The organism is Streptomyces sp. S.PB5 (assembly GCF_030403745.1).
In the GTDB taxonomy this organism is placed as follows: Bacteria; Actinomycetota; Actinomycetes; order Streptomycetales; family Streptomycetaceae; genus Streptomyces.
In genome coordinates this window covers 335279-355386 of record NZ_JAQMWP010000010.1, presented here as the reverse complement: position 1 = coordinate 355386, position 20108 = coordinate 335279, and the positions used below count along the sequence as shown (strand labels likewise).

Here is a 20108-nt window from a genome sequence, read left to right as displayed (position 1 = left end):
GCAGTTGACTTCACCGGGTCCGCTTCAGGCCGACGGGGTCGGGGTGGCGGCCTCAAGGCCCCCTCCGGACACGGGGTGGCGGCCTGACCCCTCCCCCGATCACGGGGGTCAGACCGCCGGTCGTAGGGCCGGCCCGGTTCAGGCCGACTGTGCGGTGGGCAGTTCCACCAGCCACGGCAGCGAGCCCCGGCCGCCCGCGCCGAGCCGGGCGTACGCGCTGTACAGGTGGTTGCCGACGGTCCGGATGGACAGGGTCAGCTTCTCCGCGATCTGCCGGTTGCTGAGTCCGGCGGCGGCGAGGGTGACGATCTGCCGTTGACGGGCGGTGAGTTCACCGAGCACGAGACCGGACAGCGCCGGGGTACGGGCGCCCTGGCAGCGGCCGGCCAGCGCGACGGCCCGGGTCCGTGAGGTGCGCGCGGCCCGCGGGTCCCGGTGGGCGTGCACGGCCTGGGCGTACGCCTCGGCGGCGAAGAGCAGGAACCCTCGCTCCTCCAGCCGCCCGGCCGCCAGATCGAGGGCGGGCCCGTCAGCACGGGCGAGCGCGTCGGCGTGCAGCGCGAACACGTCGTCCCGGCGCGGAGCCGACTCCTCCGCGTGCGTGGGCTCACCGGCCTGCCGTGCGGACCCGACCTGCCCGGCCGGGGCCGGATCGCTCCCGTGCGCGAGCCCGCCGGCGTGCGGGGCCGATACGGACTCCCCGGCCGGGGCCCGTCCGGATGCGGGCGCAAGCCGGTCGGCCTGCGGTGCGGCAGCGCCGGGCGCCTTGCCGGGGGTGCCCAGGCGTACCGCGTCGTAGGCCTCGGTCACGGCCTCCAGCGCCCCGTCGATGTCACCTCGCGCCGCCGCCAGCCAGGCCGCCACACGGGGGTCGGCCCCCGGGTCGGTGTCCGTCGTCTCGCCGGACTGCATGACGGCCAGGGCGAGTTCGGCACGGCAGGCCGGGTCGCCGGCCGTGTCCCGCAGTCCCTCGCCCGCCCAGGCCGCCGCCTCCCGCAGTTCTCCCCGCAGCCGTGAGAACCGCGCCCGGACGGCGGCGTAGGCGGCCGGCACCGGCGCCCCCTCCGCCACGAGCCACTCCCCCACCGGTGCGCACGACTCCCGCACGTCGGCCCGCTCGATCCGCCGGGACAGGGCGGCCGCCTCCGTCTCCAGGGCCGCCTTGCACTCCTCCGGGGTACGGGCCAGCCGCCGCGCCCGCAGCCGTCCGGCCGCCGCGCGCAGGACCGGGCCGTGCAGGGGATCCGCGAGGTGTACGGTGCCGTGGTCGTCGACCAGGACCAGGCCGTCGGCCTCCAGGTCTTCCAGGACGCGCAGGTCGAGGCCGTCGAGGTGCAGGGGCAACGGCTCGGCGAACGCGAGGAGTTCGAGGGTCTCGCGGTCCGCGCGGTTCAGGACCTGTGCCGTGCGTTCCCGTACGGTCGCCGTCACCGGGACCGGGCCGCGCCACGCCCACTCGTCCGTGCCCGGCACCCGGGCGAGCAGGCCGGCCTCGCGGACCGCGCCCAGGAGGTCGCGCAGCAGGCGGAGATCGCCCTGGCACAGGCGGTGCAGCCGGTTGGCGGTGAGCGGCTCCAGGCCGCCGCCGGCGCCCGCCGTGAGCAGCTGGGCCGTCTCCTCGTGGGGCAGGGGTTCCAGGGCGAGGCGCGGGAGCAGTTCGCCGGTCCACAGGCGGGAGACCGCGCCGGGGACCTCGGTGCCGTCCGTGGCGACGACCAAGAGGCGGGTGCGGCCGTGCACCGCGAGCTGGTGGACGAGGGCGGCCGAGGCGTCGTCGAGCAGATGGGCGTCGTCGACCAGCAACAGCCGTACGGCGGACAGGAGTTGGACGGCCCGATGCAGGGAGACCGCCTCGGGCAGCAGATGGGCGAACGCGGCGAAGGGAATGTGCCGGATCTCGGGTGTCCCGGCGACCCGGGCGCAGTCGGTACCGCGGACGGCCTCCGTGACGAGCCGGGTCTTGCCGCAGCCCGCCGGGCCGGTGACCACGATGCCGTGGTGACCTGCGGCCGAGGAGCGGCGGATGAGCTCGAGTTCGTTCTCCCGGCCGGTGAAGGGCCAGGGCAGTTCCAGGGTCTTCGCGTCGCGTTCGAAAGTCGTCACGCATACATGAGCGCGAGTACTCACGCCTGATACACAGGGACTTGAGTAGCCCTCGACTCAGGCGCCCCGGCCCCTGTGACGGCAACCTTGGCGCATGGCTTTCCGCTACTGCTCACTCGCGCAGCAGTCGGCCCCCGTCTTCACTCCGGGGCTGACCGCCGAGCGGCTGAGCGCGCTCATCGGCGGAAACCGGATGTGGGTCAACAACACCGTGCTGCACTACTACTTCTTCGACGGCGAGTCCGACGCCTCGGTCATCGCCGTCCCGGGCAGCGGGGCGACCCGACGGGTGTCGTGGGTCGGCTCGGAGAAGCAGCGGGACGTCGTCCGCGGCTGCTTCCAGGAGTGGCAGGACCTGGGGCTCGGTGTCACCTTCACCGAGGTCGGCGACCGCACCGAGGCGGAACTGCGCATCGGGTTCCAGCTCGGCGACGGCTCCTGGTCGACGGTGGGCAAGGACGCACTACGGGTAGGACTGCACGAGCGCACCATGAACTTCGGGTGGGACCTGACCGCGCAGGGGGAGCGCGGGACGGCCCTGCACGAGATCGGGCACGCGCTCGGCATGCACCACGAGCACCAGAGTCCGTTCGCGGGCATCCACTGGGACGACGAGGCCGTCTACGCCGAGCTGGCGGGCCCGCCGAACTTCTGGACCCGCGACCGGACGTTCGGCAACATCCTGCGCAAGCTCGACCCCGACGAGGTCAACGGCTCCGCCTGGGACCCGCAGTCGATCATGGAGTATCCGTTCCCGGCAGGGCTGATCCTGGAGCCGGAGCAGTTCCGCGCGGGCCTGGGCCCGCCCGGCACGCTCTCGCCCTCCGACAAGGAGTACGTCCTGCGCTGGTACCCGCCGGCCGAGCCGGCGCCGCCCGCGCTGGTGCCGTTCCGTTCGGCACCGCTCGGTCGTCTCGGCCCGGGCGAGCAGGCCGACTTCACCGTCGAGCCGTCGGAGACCCGCGAGTACAGCGTGGGCACCTTCGGCGAGAGCGACACCGTCGTGGTGGTCTTCGAGGAGCGGGACGGGGAAGCCCGCTACCTCGCCGGCCAGGACGACGGCGGCACACCGCGCAACGCCACCGTCAGGGCCCGACTCGTCAAGGGCCGCCGTTACTTCGTCCGTGTGCGCCTGTACTCCGCGTGGGGTTCGGGGGAAACCGCGGTCATGTGCTGGTGACAGCGCAGACAGGCCGCACACGGGCGATGCCGGGTCCACTGTCCGGCGCCGGGGGAAGCGGCGGCGTCAGTCTCCTTCGGGGGAGGGAGACTGACGCCGCCCACACCTGTGTCCGCCTACCCGTGGGGTACGTCGTCGGGTACGCGCTCGCCGAGGAGCATCTGCGGCAGGGGCTGAGCGTCGTCGCCGAGTCGGTCAATCCGCCGGCCGTCACGCGGGACGCCTGGCGGGACGCGGCCGTGCGGGCGGGCGCCGGGGTCGTCGAGGTGGAGGTGCGCTGCTCCGACCCGGCCGGGCACCGGCAGCGGGTCGCCTCGCGGACGGTCGATGTGCCGGGGCTGCCGCTGCCCGGCCGGCGGGAGATCGTCGAGCGGGAGTACGAGCCGTGGGCGCGCGAGCGCGTGGTGATCGGCACGGCAGGCAGGCGCCGGAGGAGTCGCCGAACGTCCTGCTCACGGCCGTTGCCGGAGGCTGAGCCCCCGGCTTATGATCCGATCATGCTTGCGACGGAGGGCAGCACGGTCGGCGGTCTCGCGGACTTCTTCCTGTCGATCCTGTGGCTGTTGCCGATCACGGCGGGACTGTGCGCGGTGTCCGCTGTGGCGTTCCTCGGTGCCGGGCGCAGGCTCCGGGCGGCGGGTGAGACGTACGCCGCCACGGCCAGGGCGCGCAATGCCGTGGCGACCGGGATCCTCGCCGTCTTCCTCGTAGCCTGCTGGGGAGCAGCCGCCCTGGTGATGCAGTAGCGGATCAGCTCGGCATAGGGCTCTATGGAGTTGGTGACGTTCGCCGAGAACAGCGGGTCGCCGTAACGGGCGGCCAGGTCCACCGCCTGCCGCCAGATCTGCCGGAACACCTCGTAGCTCTCGGCGTTGCGGTCCCCCTGGTCCTCGGGCGTGGCCTGGAAGAGGTCGAGGCGGCCCTCGCAGAGGTGGTCGAGGGTGGCGTAGTCCCCGTAGGCGCGGACCGGGTCGAGCAGGCTCAGGGTGGTCACGGCCGTGAAGAGGCGGATGCGCCGGGTGAGGGCGGCGATGTGGCTGAGCACGACGGTCAGCGAGGAGGAGATGAACGGCCGCTCGTGCCGCTCCCCCACGCCGAAGCCATCGAAGCCCGGCTCCTCGGCCAGCAGCGCGTTGTCGAGTACCTCGCGGAACCGTTCGTGCGTCGGCTTCAGCACGCCCGTGACCGGGTCCGGCCGGTGCACGATCAGCGTGATGGCGAGAACTTCACGACGCCACCCGCTGCTCGCCCCGCGCCTCGTCGGGGTGGTCGATGCCGAGGTGGTCGCGCAGGGTGGGGCCCTCGTACTCCGTGCGGAACACGCCCTGTTCCTGGAGCAGCGGGACGACCTTGTCGGCGAAGACGTCGAGGCCGCCCGGGGTGATGTGCGGGACGAGGATGAAGCCGTCGGCGGCGTCGGCCTGGACGTAGTCGTTGATGGTCCGCGCGACCGTCTCCGGGGTGCCGACGAAGTTCTGCCGGTTGCCGGACTCGATGACGAGGTCGCGGATGGACCAGTTGTTGGCCTCGGCCAGCTCGCGCCACTCACGGGCGGTGGCCAGTGGGTCACGGTACATGCGGACCTGGGCGCGGCCCTTGGAGATGTGGTCGCCGCTGACGTCGGGGTCGATGTCGGGGAGGGGGCCGTCCGGGTTGTACGAGGACAGGTCCCGGTTCCAGACGAACTCCAGGTGCTTGAGCGCCGTGGCCCCGCTGACCTGCCGGCGGCGCACCTCCTTGGCGAGCTCCTCGGCCTCCGCGTCGGTGTCGCCGAGGACGAAGGTCGCCGCGGGCAGGATCAGCAACTGGTCGTGGCGGCGACCGTACTTGGCGAGGCGCTTCTTGACGTCGGTGTAGAACGCCTGGCCGCCCTCCAGGGTGGCGTACCGGCTGAAGATGGCGTCGGCGCTCGACGCGGCGAACTCGCGGCCCTCGTCGGAGTCGCCCGCCTGGAAGATGACGGGGCGGCCCTGCGGGGAGCGCGGGACGTTGAACTGGCCGTGGATGTCGAAGTGCTGCCCGGTGTGGACGAAGGAGCCGGCTTTGGCGTCCCGCAGGAACTGGCCCGACGCCTCGTCGGCGAGTATCTCGTCGCCGCGCCAGGAGTCGAAGAGCTCGTTCGCGGTGGCGAGGAACTCCTTGGCGCGGGAGTAGCGCTCCTCCTGGGGCAGGAAGCCGCCGCGGCGGAAGTTCTCGCCGGTGAAGGCGTCCCAGGAGGTGACCACGTTCCAGGCCGCGCGGCCGCCGGAGAGGTGGTCGAGGCTCGCGAACTGGCGGGCCACCTCGTAGGGCTCGTTGAACGTGGAGTTGATGGTGCCGGTCAGGCCGAGGTGCTCGGTGACGGCGGCGAGGGCGGTGAGGATCGTGAAGGTGTCGGGGCGGCCGACGACGTCCAAGTCGTATATCTTGCCGCCCTGTTCACGGAGACGGAGACCCTCGGCGAGGAACAGGAAGTCGAACTTGGCGCGTTCGGCGGTCTGCGCGAAGTGCACGAAGGAGCTGAACTCGATGTGGCTGCCGGCCTGCGGGTCGCTCCACACGGTGGTGTTGTTGACGCCCGGGAAGTGGGCGGCCAGATGGATCTGCTTCAGCGGCTTGGTCATGGCTGTGCGGTCCTTCCCGTTTCAGGCAGCGGCGTAGCGGTTGGCGGGGCGGGCCAGGCCCAGCAGGCCGCGCAGGGTGTCGGCCTCGTAGGCGGTGCGGAAGGCGCCGCGGCGCTGGAGTTCGGGGACCAGGCCCTGGGTGATGGCCGGGAGGTCGTGGCCGAGGACGCCGGGGCGCAGCCGGAAGCCGGTCAGCCCGGCGGAGGCGAACTCCTGGAGCAGATCGGCGAGTTGGGCGGGGGTGCCGGTGAAGATGCGGGCGTCGCTGGTGTACTCGCCGCCGTCGAGGGCGTCCAGGCGCTCCTTGCGGGCCACGGCCTCCGATGAGTCGTCGTCGAGGAAGACCACCAGGTCGGCGAAGACGTGCAGGGGCTCTCCGGCGCGGCCCGCGGTCTCCTGCTCGGCGCGGATCTCGGCGACGATCGCCCGGGCCTGGCCGGTGTCGAACGGGGTGACGTACCCGATGTCGGCCTGGCGGGCCACCAGCCGGTAGGGGACGGTCTGGTGGGCGAGGGCGGTGACGAGGGGCTGGCCCTGTGGGGGGCGCGGGGTGATGGAGGGGCCCTTGACGCTGAAGTGCCTGCCCTCGAAGTCGATGTAGTGGAGCTTGTCGCGGTCGATGAAGCGGCCGGTGGCGACGTCCCGGATCTCCGCGTCGTCCTCCCAGCTGTCCCAGAGCCGGCGGACGGCCTCCACGTGGTCGGCGGCCTCGTCGAAGTACTCGCTGACGAGTTCCTGTCCGGCCGGGCTCTGCAGTTCGTCCAGGGTCAGCGGCGGGATCGTGCGGCGTCCGAAGTGGTCCGCCTCGTCGGGGCGGGGCGCGATCTGCACCCGCAGTCCGGCACGGCCGGTGCTGACGTAGTCGAGGGTGGCGATCGCCTTGGAGATGTGGAACGGCTCCGTGTGGGTGGCGATCACGGTCGGCACCAGGCCGATGTGCCGGGTGAGGGGTGCGATGCGGGACGCGATCAGTACGGCGTCCAGGCGGCCGCGGACCTGGTCGGTGCGGCCGTCGAGCCCGCCGAAGACCGAGGACTGCAGGCCGAGTCCGTCCTCGATGGTCACGAAGTCGAGCAGTCCGCGCTCGGCCTCGGTGACCAGATCGGCCCAGTAGCCGGCGGTGAGAAGGTCACGGGGACGGGCGACCGGCTCGCGCCAGGAGGCCGGGTGCCAGCCGGTGCCGTCCAGGGCGACGGCGAGATGCAGAGGAGACGAAGGGGACACGAGTGGGTGCCTTCCTGGAGATCCGTACGAGAACACCGGCCCAGGGCGTAGGGCACTCAGGGCACGGCGGCGGAGCGACCGTAGGGAGATGGGGTCCCCCCAGCCGGAGGCTGAGGGAGGTCAGGGGCGACAGAGGGAACCGGCGACGCGCTGCAGATCGATGTGCGGCCGGGAGTGGAGGCGGATGCGGCGGCGGGGGTTCAGGGCACGGGGATGGCGGTCCGTGTGTCGCACGTGTCCACCTCCGGGAGCCGCGGAGCGCATCTCGTCGTGAGTCACAACGCCCCGGTCCGCGGATCTGTTCCTGGCGAGCGCACCTGGAGGATGGCCGTACGGCGGCGAAGGGTGAAGCCCATCGACTCGTACAGCCGGATCGCGGTGGCGTTGTTCGCGGCGGCGTGCAGGAACGGGGTCTCCCCGCGCTCCCTGATGCCCGCGGCGACGGCCCGGACCAGCCGGGTGCCGAGGCCCCGGTGCCGGTGCCGGATGCCGAGGTAGGTGCCGAGGTGGACGGTGCGGGCGAAGGGGCCGGGTCCGGTGCGGGCGACGAGGTCGAGGATGTCGGGGACGGTCTCGACTCCCTTGAGGCGAGCGGTGGTTGCCGGGCCGAGCAGGGTGTGCAGGTCGGCCCAGGCGGCCGGGTCCGCCGGGTCGGCGAGCGCGGCGAACGCGTACACGTTCGCCGGACAACGCGCCGCCCGGCCGACCCTTTCGGCGAAACCGGCGTGCGGTCCGTCCAGTCCGGCGGCCCAGACGGGATTGTCCAGGAGGCGGACGCCCAGGGCTCCGTGAAGGTCTATCTGGTGGACCACAACTGCCTTTCCCACTACAGGCGCTGACGAATGATCAGGAATTGGTGAGCGGCAGCCCGGGCGGGTTCACCTCGGACTTGGCGACGGCCTCGCCGGAGAGGTTCCAGGCCTTGAGCCACTTCGCGTACTGCCCGTTGTCGATCAGGTGGTTGATCGCGGCCGCGAGGGGCTCGGCGAGCCCGCTGTCCTTCTTGGCGGTCGCGGCGATCAGGCCCTGGAGGGTCTCACCGGCACCGGAGAACTGGCCCGCGATACGGGTCGCCTGGGGCGTGTTCGCGGTCTGCGTGGTGTGGTACGAGAGGTTCGGGCTGGGGCCGAAGTAGGCGTCGATCTTGCCGCTGTTGAGGGCGAGGTAGAGGCTGTTGGTCTCCTGGAAGTACTTGACCGTGAGCTTCTTGCCCTCCTTCTCCAGCTTCGCCTTCCACTCCAGGAGGATCTTCTCCTGGTTGGTGCCGTTGCCGACGGAGACGGTCTTGCCGGCGAGGTTCTCGTAGTTGTTGTCGAAGTTCCAGGTGTTGTCCTTCTTCACCTCGAACGCGAGGTCGTCCTTGCGATAGGAGGCGAACTCGTACTTCTGCTTGCGCTCCTCGGTGTCGGTGACGTTGGAGAACGCCACGTCCACCTTGCCGCTGTCGAGGCCGATGAAGAGGTTCTCCCAAGTGGAGCGCTGCACCTCGGGCTTGAGGCCGAGGACGGCGGAGACCAGGCGGCCGAGGTCGATCTCGGAGCCGGTGAGCGTCTTCTGGTCGCTGCCGATGAAGCCGAGGGGCGGGCTGCCGGAGGGCAGGGTGCCGGAGCCGATGACCAGCTTGCCGCTCTTCTTGATGCCGTCCGGGAGCAGGGCGCTGATGGACTTCACCTCGGCGACCTTCAGCTCGGTCTCGGTGGCCGCGCCGTTGGACAGCCGGCCCACGGTCACCGTGTCGGCGGCGTCGTCGGTCCGGGTGGCGGCATCGCTGTCGCCCCCGCAGGCGGCGAGCCCGGTGGCGAGGGTGGCGACGGCGGTGGCCGCGGTGATGCCCCGTATCAGGCTGCGTCGGGTGAACTGGGTAGGCATGACTGTCCTTTGTGGCTGGGAGCGGGTGGTGAGGGTGATGCGGTGGGGGGAGGTCGTGGGTGGTGTCAGAGCACCTTGCTGAGGAAGTCCCGGGTCCGTTCGTGCCGGGGCTTGTCCAGCACCTCGGCGGGCGGGCCCTGTTCGACGATCTTTCCGCCGTCGATGAAGACGACCCGGTCGGCGATCTCGCGGGCGAAGCCGATCTCATGGGTGACGATCACCAAGGTGGTGCCGCTCTTCGCCAAGTCCTTGATGACGGCGAGGACTTCACCCACGAGCTCCGGGTCCAGGGCGGAGGTCGGCTCGTCGAAGAGGATGACGCCGGGCCGCAGCGCGAGCGCGCGGGCGATGGCGACGCGCTGCTGCTGTCCGCCGGACAGCTGCCGTGGGTAGGCGGCCTCCTTCTCGGCGAGGCCGACCCGGTCCAGGAGTTCCCGGGCGAGCTTGTGCGCCTCGTCCCGGCCGAGCTTCCCGGTCGCCACCGGGGCGGCGGTGACGTTCTCCAGCACGGTCAGGTGCGGGAAGAGGTTGAAGTTCTGGAAGACGAAGCCGATGTTGCTGCGCTGGGCGAGGATCGCCCGCTCGCTCAGCTCCTTGAGGTGGTCGCCCTGCTTGCGTACGCCGATCAGCTCGCCGTTGACGCTGACGTACCCGATCTCGGGCTTCTCCAGGTGGTTGATGACCCGGAGCAGGGTCGACTTGCCGGAGCCGGACGGGCCGAGGACGACGGCGACCTCACCGGCCCTGACGGTCAGGTCGACGCCGTCCAGGACCCGGTGGGAGCCGTACCACTTGTGCACGTCGTGGACCTCGACGGCGGCAGGCACGATCTGGAGGGTGTCGGTGCTCATACGGCGGCCTCCCGGCGGATACGGGCGCGCAGGTCGCTCACTCCGGTGCGCAGCTTCTGGAGCGGGGTCGGCGGCAGGGTGCGGGTGGCGCCCCGGGCGAAGTACCGCTCGACGTAGAACTGGACGACGGAGACGACGGTGGTCAGGATCAGGTACCAGACGGTGACGACGAGCAGCAGCGGCACGATGTCGCCGGGGTAGGTGGCACCCATCGTCTGCGCGGCGCCGAACAGGTCGAGCAGGGAGACGTAGAAGACCAGCGAGGTGGCCTTGACCAGGTCGATGAGCTGGTTGACGTAGTTCGGGGTGATGGAGCGCAGCGCCTGCGGGAAGACCACCTTGCGGAACTGGTAGCCCTTCGGCAGCCCGAGGGCGGCGGCCGCCTCGTGCTGGCCCTGGTCGACGGAGAGGATGCCGCCGCGGACCGCCTCGGCCGCGTACGCCGCCTGGTTCAGGCTCAGTCCGACGACGGCGACGACGATGTCGGTGGCGAGCCGGGACTCGTCGAAGGTGAAGAAGGCCGGGCCGAAGGGGACGCCCACGCTGAGCGTCTGGTACAGGGCGCTGAAGTTGTAGAGGAAGAGCAGGATGACGATCAGCGGGATGGAGCGGAAGGTCCAGATGTAGACCCAGCTGACCGCCCGCAGGACCGGGCTCCTGGAGAGCCGGGCCAGCGCGAGCACGACACCGCCGAGAAGGCCCAGCACCGCGCTGTAGGCGGTGACTTCGAGCGTGATGAGCAGCCCGTCGAGGATCGTCGGCCGCAGGAACCAGTAGCCGAACCGGTCCCACTGGTAGAAGGGGTTGGACACCAGGCCGTGCACGAACTGGGCGGCGAGGACCAGGACGACGGCGGTGGCGATCCAGCGGCCGGGCCGCCGCAGCGGGACAACTCGCTGCGCGGTCAGTTGTTTTGACGGGGAGTCGGATGGCGGCGGTGCCTCGGTGACGGATACGGCGGCGCCTGGGGATTCACTCATGAGGGGCTCCGGCGGGATCGGATCCCCCGGACACGGGCGCACGGGACGCGGGCCACGACGCCGTCTACGGCGGGTCAGGGCACACGGGGACGCACGGGAACCGGGAGCTGGGCGGACAACGGCACACCGCTTCGGCGGTGTTCGTCGGGAACGCTGGGGCTGCGGAGGGGGACGTCAGCCCCGACAGCGGGCTCGGCCCGGTGCGGTACACAGTGCGCTGTTCACGCGCAGGAGATCGACGGCCCGGTCGGCGACGAGCGGGCTGGCGTACGGCAGTACGCAGCCCGAGGCGCGGCGCGTGGCCGTCCTGGGAACTGCGTACATGTCCGTCACCGTTTCTTCCGGGCCCCGTGGGCCCTCGCGCTTACCGAGACTTCGTCGGTCCGGTCGTCACCTGGGGCACCCCACCGCGGAGCGAGGGTTGCCGGTCAGCCAGCCAGGGCTTGTCGCTGACGCTCATGACCGTTCTGGGGCGTAAGTAAAGACATCTGCCCGAACGGATGTCAATGCCGGTCCACCACATGGGCGGTGTGCGCCGCCCAGTCGAGGATCTGCACGGCGGCACCGGCGGCCTCCAGGCCCCGGCAGCGGGCGTGGTGGCGGCGGGCGATGCCGTCGAGGTCGAGGTGGGCGCCGCAGTCGGTGTGCGCGGCGAGCCGGCGGGCGTAGGCCCACAGGGTCGGGTGGCCGGCGATCCGCTGCACGGCCGAGGCGTCCAGGTGATGGCGGTGCACGGTGTCCAGTTGGACCAGTGTCACCCACAACTCCACGTCCGCGGCGGTGATGTGATCCCGGATCAGGTGGTCGCGGCCCACGAGCCATCGCTCCAGCGCGCCGAGCGTCTCCAGGAGCTTGTCGAGCGCCGCCTCGCGTTCGGCGGGTTCGGCGTCGGGGGTGCCGGCGCGCTGTGCGGCCTGTTCCAGGTCCTGCGCGCACAGCCGCTCCACGGCCTCGATCTCCGACTCCGCGCCGCACGGGTACAGCGCCGGACGGCCGCCGCCGAAGTGGCGGGCGAGGTCGCGGGTGATGTCCGGGGCGTGGGTGCTCACGATGCGTCCGGACCAGTCGTCGCTGAGCACCGGCCCGGTGGCGGCGCCCCTGTACCGGTGCGCGCTGGCCTCGTACAGCGGGCGCAGCACGGAGTGTCCCCCGTCGGAACAGTCGGGGACCGCGTCCAGGAAGGTCACGGGACAGGCGTCGTCGAGGCCGAGGAGGCTGTGCACGACGGCGATGCGCAGTCCGTCCGGACATGCGGTCGACAGATGGAGCCGGTAGCGGCGCGGCACGGCGTAGTGCCCGCTGCGCGCGTCCCGGCCGATCCGGCCCCGGAACACCGGGGCGGGCTGCGCGGTCGAGGCGGGAGCGAGCGGTGTGACGGACATGGATCTCCCCGGGTATGGGCGCGCGGACGTACGCGCGGCGGAAGCGACGTCGGGCCAGGACAGGGGTGGCCCCCGGCTGTGGCGGCAGGGGCGGCGACGGGTACGGGGGGGCTCAGCCCCGGCGGCTGATGGCGCTGCAGACCCGCTGCAGGTCGATGTGACGGCGGGAGGTGAGAAGAGGCGACGGCCCGGACGTACGGCTCACTCGGCCGACAGCCGTTTCAAGGCGCCCCATGTTTCCCTACCTGTTCACTAGGATTCCCATCTGGAGTGTCGATCGGGCTCCGGTCGACGTCAAGAGGGCGTCCACGAGACGGTCACCGGCGGGGTGGCGGGCAGGTGTCTTCTGGGGTGGGGCGCCGCTGGCTACTCTGGGAGCGCGGCCGACGATCCAGGCGGGGGCGGGCTCCATGGCATTGCTTCGCGAGCGCCAGCTGAGCGCGTACAGGATCGGTGCCGCGGGCAACGCGTCCGCCGCGTTGCGGCTGCTCACCGGGCTGGAGGCCGACTGCCGCACCCGGCTCGGCGACGACGCCTGGTTCACGCTCGTGGTACGGCACGGCATCGCGTACTGGACGGGCGTGTGCGGCGGGGCTCTGGAGGCGAGGGAGCAGACGCGGCGGCTGCTGGACATCTACCGGGGCCGCCTCGACGCCCAGGACCACGAACGCTCCCGAGGCCACGAGCACGACCGCGACCACAGTCACACCCACGGCCACGGCCGCCGCGCCCTGCGTCTGCTCCGTGACGACCTCGCCCGCTGGACCGGTGAGGCGGGCGACCCCGGGGAGGCCGCCCGGCAGTACGCGGAGCTCCGCCGCGACACCGAACGGGCGCTGGGCCCGGACGCCCCGGAGACCCTGCTGGCCCGCCACAACACCGCGTACTGGACCGCCGCCCAGGGCGCCCACGCCCGCGTCGTCGCCCTGGCCGACTTCCGGGCCCTCCTCGACGACGAGCACCGGGTCAACGGCCCGGCCCACCCGCACACCCTCGCCGTACGCCACAACATCGCCCACTGGACCGAGGCGGAGGGCGATCCGCACACCGCCCACCGCCTCTTCACCGCCCTCCTCCACGACCGCACCACCGCCCTCGGCCGTGAACACCCGCACACCCTGCTCAACGCCTTCCACGTGGCCCGGCTGACCCGGGACCACACCGACACGGCGGCCGGAGCCACGGGACTTGTACAGCTGTCACCCCACTTCGCGCGCGTCTTCGGCGACGACCACCCGTGGACGCGGCGGCTGCGCCGGGAACTCGGTGCGGGAGACTGACCTCATGGAGCTCTCCTTCACCGGTCGTGTCATCGAGTGGCGTGGTCCGGCGCCGTACTACTTCGTGCCCGTGCCCGACGAGGAGTCCGGCGACATCCGTGAGGTGGCCGCGCTGGCCACGTACGGCTGGGGGGTGATCCCGGTGCGGGCGCGGATCGGTCAAGTCGCCTTCGAGACCTCGCTGTTCCCTAAGGACGGCGGCTATCTGCTGCCGCTCAAGAAGGCCGTGCGGGGGCCGCAGAGCATCACGACCGGGGACGAGGTCTCGGTCGGGATGACCGTCCTGCTCTGATTCAGGCGATCGCCTCGGCGAGCAGGTCGATCTGGTCGAGCCCGGATCCGGTGGGGACGAAGATGAGTTCGTCGCAGCCGCCGGCCGCGAAGGCGTCGACGTAGGACTTGACCATCTCCGCGCTCACCGCGGCGCTCCCCGCGATCTGCTGGGCGAAGTCGCCGAGGAAGTCGTAGTAGTCCAGGAGGTAGGTGTCCGCCTGGGCGCGGGCGTCGGGGCCCAACCCGAAGTAGGCGAGCGACAGTTTGCGCGGTGTGCCCGCGCGGTGTGCCTTCTGCCAGGCCGCGTCGACACCGGCGGCGGCCTCGGCGAACATGTCCGGCGAGCCGCCGCCCATGATCCAGCCGTCGGCGTACTCGGCGACGCGCCAAAAGCTCGCCTCCGTGGAGCCGCCGAGGATGAGCTCGGGGCCGCCGTCCCGGACGGTCCGGGGCCCGATGGCTCCGGCCAACCCGCGCTCCTCCCCGGCCCAGACGCGCTTCAACTCGGCCAGCTGCTCCTCCAGTCGGCGGCCCCTGCCCTTGGTGGACACGTCACTGGCCGCGTAGTCGTCGTCGCGGCTGCCCAGGCCGACCCCCAGGACGAACCGCCCGCCGGATATCCGCTCCAGCGAGGCGGCCTGCTTGGCGAGCAGCGCGGAGTTCGTGTACAGCGGCCCCAGCAGCACGCTGGTGGTCAGCCGTATCCGGCTGGTCACCGCGGCCGCGGCGGAGAGGGCGATCAGCTCCTCGTAACCGCCGTACACCAGACGCCCGATGGTGCCGAGGGTGCTGAACCCGGCCGCTTCCGCCCGCCGGGCCCAGTCGAGGAGGGACTGGGGGTCGGTGCCGGGCACCGTGTTGGGCAGGCCGATTCCGATGTCCATATGCGTCTCCGATCAAAGGGAACACACAGTCGACGCCATCATGCCTGCGCGTACCGCGTTCGCGGCATGGGCGCGCGTTCGCAGACCGGCCGAAAATCATCGGCGACCAGGACTGGACCAATGCCGAGCCACCCACCATGATGACGCTGCCATGACAACAAGGCGGCAACGCCAACGCGGTCCTCGGGATGGTGGCCATGCTCGGATTCCTCGTCAGGGCCGTACTGGCCGCCGTACTCCTGATGACCCCGCTGACACCGTTGACGACCGCCTCCAAGGCCGCCGCGGACACACCGAGTTGGACGGCTCCGCTCAGTACGCAGGGTCGCTGGATCGTGGACGCCGACGGCGACCGCTTCAAGCTGCGCTCGGGCAACTGGCATGGCGCCAGCGGCACTTGGAACGGTTCGGGCAGCACGGAGGACGACGCGAACCACCACGCCGGGGAGAACTCGGGGCGGATGCCGCTCGGCCTGGACCGTGCCCCTGTGGCCGAGATCATCGCCGGTTTCCAGGAGATCGGGATCAACAGCGTCCGGCTGCCCTTTTCCAACGAGATGATCCACGACACCCGCCCGGTCGCGGACGACTCCGTCGCCGCCAACCCCGCCCTGCGCGGCAGGACACCGCTCCAGGTGTACGACGCCGTGGTGGCCGAGCTCACCGCCTCCGGCCTCGCGGTGATCCTCAACAACCACACCAACACGACCCGTTGGTGCTGCGGTGTCGACGGCAACGAACGCTGGAACACCGGTCAGTCGACTGCGGCCTGGGAAAGCGACTGGCTGTTCATGGCCCGCCGCTACCAGGGCAACAAGCGGGTCGTAGGCGCCGATCTCTACAACGAGGTCCGCCGCGATGTCTGGGACGACCCCAACTGGGGCCTCGGCGACGACCACGACTGGTTCGCCGCCTCGCAGCGCGTCGGCGACCGCATCCTCACGGAGGCCAGCCCGGACCTCCTGATCATCGTCGAGGGCATCAACTGGACCGGCATCCCCGTCGACGGGTTCGCCCATGAACGCCCCACCCTGGAGCCGGCGCGCCGGCTGTCGCACACCCTCGTCGACTCCGGCAAGCTCGTGTACTCCGCCCACTTCTACGACTACACCGGCCCGAACCACAGCGGCGCCACCGGAACGGGTGAGACCAGCGACCCCCGCTATCGCGACCTCACCCCCGCCGAACTGATCGACACCCTCGACCGCCAGGCCTTCTTCGTGACGGCCGAGCAGGACCGGCACTTCACCGCCCCCGTCTGGATCAGCGAGTTCGGCGTCGGCGGACGCGACGAGACCGGGACGAAGCCGCGGGCCTGGTTCGAGAACTTCGTCGACCAACTCATCCGCACCGACGCCGACTTCGCGTACTGGCCGCTCGTCGGCTGGCACGAGGACCGCAAGGGCAACGGCTGGGCGCTGCTGCACTGGGACGCCGAAGGACACCGCATGGGCGTGTACGACGGGGACGACTGGCGGGCCGCGGCCTGGACCCGACTGATCGGCTCCCCCGGCCGCACGGGCCACATCAACCCCGTGCCGGACTGGGCCATGCTCAGCCCGGACCACGGCGACTTCGTCGCGTCACGGCGGATGCGGGCGCTGCCCGACTGGAACTCCGGCGCCCGTAAAGCCGTCTGCCCCGACGGGCAGCGCCTGCTCGGTCTGAGCCACACCGGAAACCGGGGCCTTTGCTCGGAGGTGTCCGCCGGCGCCCTGTGGGATCCGGCCGGCGGACACGAGGTGGTCGTCGACGAGCGGCATGTCGTGCCGGGGCGGGACTGGGCGTCCGGGTACACCAAACTCCAGTGCGCCGACGGGCAGTTCCTGACCGGGTACAGCGTGCGCGGTGCCGCCGTCTCCGCCGCCCTGTGCGCGGCCGCCCCGGCCGGGAGGCTCGGCACGAGCGGCCGTACCGTCTGGTTCGACCGGGGCGACAACAGGGGCACGAGCCCCAAGGGCGGCGACTTCGCGTACGGCCGTTACAAGGGGCAGTGCGCGGTCGACGAGTACGCGGCCGGGATCGCGTACACGGGCCGGGTGGGCTCGTCCCGCACGCCGGACGCGCTCTACTGCCGCGAACTCACCTGAGTGTCGGGCCTGTTCAGCGCAAGGCCCGCTTGTCGGCGTGCAGCGGCGCGCCGAGGCGGATGGTGATGAACTCGTTGTTGTCCGCCTGCCCGGCCGTACGGCCCGAGGAGAACGGGAAGTTGTTGTCGTTCAGCACGGCCACCGTGCGGTCGTCGAGGAGGGAGAGGTCCTCGATGGTCTGGAACGGGAAGCGGAACGTCGTGTCGAAACCGCCCAGGCCCTTGGGGTTCGCGAGGTCCAACAGGTCGGCGACCAGGGTCTTGTCTACCAGTCCGTCGCCGTTGCGGTCGCGGGTGTCGACGAGGTAGATCCGCTTGAACTTGGCGGTGTCGCCCTGGCCGCCGTCGCGCTCCACGACCAGGAAGCGGTGCTTGTCGACGGCTATGGCGTCACCGATGGCATGGGAGGTGGACTCCAGGCGGTAGACGAAGCGCTTGCCGGTGTACGCGCCCTTGCACAGGTCGAACTCGCTGAAGCGCAGGTCGCCGGGGGTGTCTCCGGTCACCGTGCCCTCCAGGAGCGGGTAGAGGTGACGGCCGTCGACACCGCGGACCAGGCCCTCGAAGCCCTTGCTGCTCGCGATGGTGGGCTGGGAGGAGTACTCGGGGGCCCGCACGCCGTCGAGCGCGATCGGGGCCTCGAGCAACCGGCCCCGGGCGGAGAAGTGCAGCAGATACGGGCCGAACTCGTCGCCCAGCATGTACGTCCCGTCGGCCAGTCGCACGATCGACTCGACGTCGAAGTCGGCGCCGGTGAGCACCCGGTCGGCCCGCGTCAGCGCGAACGGCACATGGTGGTCGGGGTCGCTGAGGTTGAATCCGCCGACCACCTTCACCTTCCCGGTACGCGTGTCCGGCTTGATGCGGTGGACGCGCAAGCGGAAGTCGGCGCTGTTGGCCTTGTTGCCGTAGCCGTTGTCGGACAGCGCGTCGAAGGTGCCGTCGTGGCGGTTCACGACCCCGCTGAAGCCCTGCACGGGCTGGCCGGCGAAGGGCGGTGCGATGCCGTTGAAGGGGCCCGCGCCGATGGCGGATCCGGACGGTTCGCTGCCGGGCACGAAGGTCTGGGCGGGCAGGGAGGCGAAGCCGGTCAGCGTGGCCCGGCCGAAGTCGGTGTGCTCCCGGTCGGCCACCGCGGGCGAGGCGAGGCACAGGGTCAGCGCCGCGGCGGTGGCCATGATCGAAAGTCTTCTCATGGCGCGCACGGTAGGGACACCGGGTGGCGGGAGCGCCAACACGGGACGAACGCCCGGTGCGCAAGCCGGGCCGAAGCCCCAACTCGCTTACTTCAATACTTACTTCAACACTTGACGGGCATGGTCCATACCTTTAACTTCACGGGTCAGCAACGCCACGTGTGACGCACTCACCCCCCGACCCACCCCAGGAGCGTCCTCAGCCATGTCCTTCTCCGACCGCGCACCGGGCCGCAGACGGTCCCGCAGGCGCCTCACGGTCCTCGCCGCTCTCTTCGCCGTCCTCGCCGCCCTCTTCACCGCGGCCCCCGCCCACGCCGCCGACGGCTCGATATCCGGGCTCGCGGGCAAGTGCGTCGACGTCGCGGGCGCGAACAGCGCCAACGGCACCGCCGTACAGCTCTACGACTGCAACGGCACCGGCGCCCAGATCTGGTCCAACTCCGGCGACGGCACCCTGCGCGCACTCGGCAGGTGTCTGGACGTCGTCGACCGCTCCACCGCCGACGGCGCGGCGGTCCAGCTCTGGGACTGCTCGGGCAGCGCCAACCAGCAGTGGGTGGTCACCGCGGCCCGCGACATCGTCAACCCGGCCGCGAACAAGTGCCTCGACGTGCGGGACAACAACAGCGCCAACGGCACCCGTCTGCAGATCTGGACCTGTTCCGGCGGGGCGAACCAGAAGTGGAACGCGCCCGCGAGCGGCGGCGGCACCAGCCCGTCCGGGTTCGTGGTCTCCGAGGCCCAGTTCAACCAGATGTTCCCGAACCGGAACTCGTTCTACACCTACGCCGGCCTCACCGCGGCCCTCAGGTCCTACCCCGGCTTCGCCACCACCGGCAGCGACACCGTGAAGAAGCAGGAGGCGGCCGCCTTCCTGGCCAACGTCAACCACGAGACCGGCGGGCTGGTCCACATCGTCGAGCAGAACCAGGCCAACTACCCCACGTACTGCGACTGGAGCCGGCCGTACGGCTGCCCGGCGGGCCAGGCCGCCTACTACGGCCGCGGGCCGATCCAGCTCAGCTGGAACTTCAACTACAAGGCGGCGGGCGACGCGCTCGGCCTCGATCTGCTGGGCAACCCCTGGCTGGTGCAGAACGACGCGTCCGTGGCCTGGATGACGGGCCTTTGGTACTGGAACACCCAGACCGGCCCCGGCACCATGACCCCGCACAACGCCATGGTGAACCAGGCCGGCTTCGGCCAGACGATCCGCAGTATCAACGGCTCTCTGGAGTGCGACGGCAGGAACCCGGCGCAGGTGCAGAGCCGCGTCGACGCCTACAACCGGTTCACCTCGATCCTCGGCGTCGCGCCGGGTGGCAACCTCTACTGCTGACAAGGCGGACCGATGACCGAGTTCAGACCCCTCGCCCAGGCGCTCCTCGGCGCGATCGGCGCCCTGACCCTTCTCGTGGCGGTGCCGACGACCGCCCACGCGAACGTCCTGACCCTGCTGCCCCAGAACGCCGACGGCCTGGAGCAGACCTACTCCCCCGCGTACGACTACGACGGCGACGGCTGTTACGCCACCGCGGCGATCGGCGCCGACGGCACCCTCAACCCGGGCCTCAAGCTCGGTGGCGACGTCAACGGCAAGTGCCACGACTACGCCCAGCTGGCCAACGCCAACACCTACTCGCGCGCGAAGTGCAACAACGGCTGGTGTGCCGTGATGTACGCCAGCTACTTCGAGAAGGACCAGGCGACGCTCGGCCCGGCGGCGATCGGGCACCGGCACGACTGGGAGCACGTGGTGGTGTGGATCAACAACGACGCCGTCCAGTACGTGTCGGTGTCCCAGCACAGCGGCTACCAGGTGGCCGCCCGCTCGGCGGTCCGCTTCGACGGCACCCACCCGAAGATCGTCTACCACAAGGACGGTGTCTCGACCCACTGCTTCCGCTTCGCCACCGGCAACGACGAACCGGCCGAGAACGCCACGGGCGGTTGGTTCTACCCGCGCCTGGTCGGCTGGAACGGCTATCCGGCCGGCTATCGCGACAAGCTCGTGAGCGCCGACTTCGGTTCGGCCACGCTCAAGATCGACGACGGCGACTTCCCTTATCACCTGGCCGCCTCGAAGCCGTCGGCGATCCCCTTCGACCCCTACGCATGACAGGCGCGGCCGCGGCTCGCCGACTTTGGTAGCCGCTCGCACCATCCGAGGATGGCGGTTCCATCGACGATC

19 protein-coding genes and 1 riboswitch are annotated in these 20108 nt (G+C 71.1%); of the genes, 6 read left to right on the top strand and 13 right to left on the bottom strand.

Features of this window, described 5'->3' with window-relative positions:
- Positions 1–138: 138 nt before the first annotated feature.
- Positions 139–2103 carry a LuxR C-terminal-related transcriptional regulator gene (locus PH203_RS27475; RefSeq protein ID WP_289923183.1) on the bottom strand — a complete coding sequence of 655 codons (1965 nt, stop codon included), beginning with the start codon at positions 2101–2103 and terminating at the stop codon, positions 139–141.
- Positions 2104–2197: 94 nt separating this feature from the next.
- Between PH203_RS27475 and PH203_RS27470 the strand changes: the two genes are divergently transcribed.
- Complete coding sequence (locus tag PH203_RS27470; RefSeq protein WP_289923182.1) at positions 2198–3283, top strand: M12 family metallopeptidase; 1086 nt, start codon at positions 2198–2200, stop codon at positions 3281–3283.
- A 484-nt stretch (positions 3284–3767) separates the two neighbouring features.
- Here PH203_RS27470 and PH203_RS27465 read toward each other — a convergent pair whose 3' ends face one another.
- The 10 genes from PH203_RS27465 to PH203_RS49705 all read right to left on the bottom strand — a co-directional run bounded on the left by PH203_RS27465 (position 3768) and on the right by PH203_RS49705 (position 12427).
- Positions 3768–4487: an LLM class flavin-dependent oxidoreductase gene (locus tag PH203_RS27465; RefSeq protein WP_289923181.1), complete on the bottom strand. Its 720-nt coding sequence runs from the start codon at positions 4485–4487 to the stop codon at positions 3768–3770.
- Positions 4488–4509: 22 nt separating this feature from the next.
- Positions 4510–5886 carry an NtaA/DmoA family FMN-dependent monooxygenase gene (locus tag PH203_RS27460; protein ID WP_289923180.1) on the bottom strand — a complete coding sequence of 459 codons (1377 nt, stop codon included), beginning with the start codon at positions 5884–5886 and terminating at the stop codon, positions 4510–4512.
- A 21-nt stretch (positions 5887–5907) separates the two neighbouring features.
- On the bottom strand, positions 5908–7110 hold the full coding sequence (locus PH203_RS27455; protein ID WP_289923179.1) for an LLM class flavin-dependent oxidoreductase: 1203 nt from the start codon (positions 7108–7110) through the stop codon (positions 5908–5910).
- Between the two features lie 120 nt (positions 7111–7230).
- Positions 7231–7374, bottom strand: a complete 144-nt coding sequence (locus tag PH203_RS49710) for a putative leader peptide (RefSeq protein ID WP_354671265.1) — start codon at positions 7372–7374, stop codon at positions 7231–7233.
- 11 nt (positions 7375–7385) lie between these two features.
- Positions 7386–7922 (bottom strand): GNAT family N-acetyltransferase, encoded by a 537-nt coding sequence (locus tag PH203_RS27450; RefSeq protein WP_289923178.1) that lies wholly within the window; start codon positions 7920–7922, stop codon positions 7386–7388.
- Positions 7923–7956: 34 nt separating this feature from the next.
- Complete coding sequence (locus PH203_RS27445; RefSeq protein ID WP_289923177.1) at positions 7957–8979, bottom strand: ABC transporter substrate-binding protein; 1023 nt, start codon at positions 8977–8979, stop codon at positions 7957–7959.
- 65 nt (positions 8980–9044) lie between these two features.
- The gene (locus PH203_RS27440) at positions 9045–9830 is read right to left on the bottom strand and encodes an amino acid ABC transporter ATP-binding protein (RefSeq protein ID WP_289923176.1); all 786 of its coding nucleotides are present in this window, start codon (positions 9828–9830) and stop codon (positions 9045–9047) included.
- Entirely contained in the window at positions 9827–10810 is a 984-nt protein-coding gene (locus PH203_RS27435) for an amino acid ABC transporter permease (RefSeq protein ID WP_289923175.1), read from the bottom strand. The genes PH203_RS27440 and PH203_RS27435 overlap by 4 nt, the downstream gene beginning before the upstream one ends.
- 355 nt (positions 10811–11165) lie before the next feature.
- Positions 11166–11274: riboswitch (SAM riboswitch) on the bottom strand.
- A 39-nt stretch (positions 11275–11313) separates the two neighbouring features.
- A complete protein-coding gene (locus PH203_RS27430; protein ID WP_289923174.1) occupies positions 11314–12192 on the bottom strand; it encodes a glutathione S-transferase C-terminal domain-containing protein in 879 nt (292 codons plus the stop codon).
- A gap of 112 nt (positions 12193–12304) precedes the next feature.
- Positions 12305–12427: a putative leader peptide gene (locus tag PH203_RS49705; RefSeq protein ID WP_354671263.1), complete on the bottom strand. Its 123-nt coding sequence runs from the start codon at positions 12425–12427 to the stop codon at positions 12305–12307.
- A gap of 175 nt (positions 12428–12602) precedes the next feature.
- Between PH203_RS49705 and PH203_RS27425 the strand changes: the two genes are divergently transcribed.
- Both PH203_RS27425 and PH203_RS27420 read left to right on the top strand, forming a co-directional pair.
- Positions 12603–13472, top strand: coding sequence for a hypothetical protein (locus tag PH203_RS27425; RefSeq protein WP_289923173.1), 870 nt, complete (start codon positions 12603–12605; stop codon positions 13470–13472).
- Positions 13473–13476: 4 nt separating this feature from the next.
- Positions 13477–13764 (top strand): DUF1905 domain-containing protein, encoded by a 288-nt coding sequence (locus tag PH203_RS27420; RefSeq protein WP_289923172.1) that lies wholly within the window; start codon positions 13477–13479, stop codon positions 13762–13764.
- Position 13765: 1 nt separating this feature from the next.
- On the opposite strand, the gene PH203_RS27415 is transcribed toward PH203_RS27420, so the two are convergent.
- A complete protein-coding gene (locus PH203_RS27415) occupies positions 13766–14629 on the bottom strand; it encodes an LLM class flavin-dependent oxidoreductase (RefSeq protein WP_289923171.1) in 864 nt (287 codons plus the stop codon).
- Between the two features lie 197 nt (positions 14630–14826).
- On the opposite strand from PH203_RS27415, the gene PH203_RS27410 reads away from it, so the two are divergent.
- Entirely contained in the window at positions 14827–16719 is a 1893-nt protein-coding gene (locus tag PH203_RS27410; RefSeq protein ID WP_289923170.1) for a cellulase family glycosylhydrolase, read from the top strand.
- 13 nt (positions 16720–16732) lie between these two features.
- Here PH203_RS27410 and PH203_RS27405 read toward each other — a convergent pair whose 3' ends face one another.
- Entirely contained in the window at positions 16733–17914 is a 1182-nt protein-coding gene (locus PH203_RS27405) for an esterase-like activity of phytase family protein (RefSeq protein WP_289923169.1), read from the bottom strand.
- Between the two features lie 205 nt (positions 17915–18119).
- Between PH203_RS27405 and PH203_RS27400 the strand changes: the two genes are divergently transcribed.
- Positions 18120–19256 carry a glycoside hydrolase family 19 protein gene (locus PH203_RS27400; RefSeq protein WP_289923168.1) on the top strand — a complete coding sequence of 379 codons (1137 nt, stop codon included), beginning with the start codon at positions 18120–18122 and terminating at the stop codon, positions 19254–19256.
- A 12-nt stretch (positions 19257–19268) separates the two neighbouring features.
- Positions 19269–20036 (top strand): NPP1 family protein, encoded by a 768-nt coding sequence (locus PH203_RS27395; RefSeq protein WP_289923167.1) that lies wholly within the window; start codon positions 19269–19271, stop codon positions 20034–20036.
- The last annotated feature ends 72 nt before the right edge of the window (positions 20037–20108 follow it).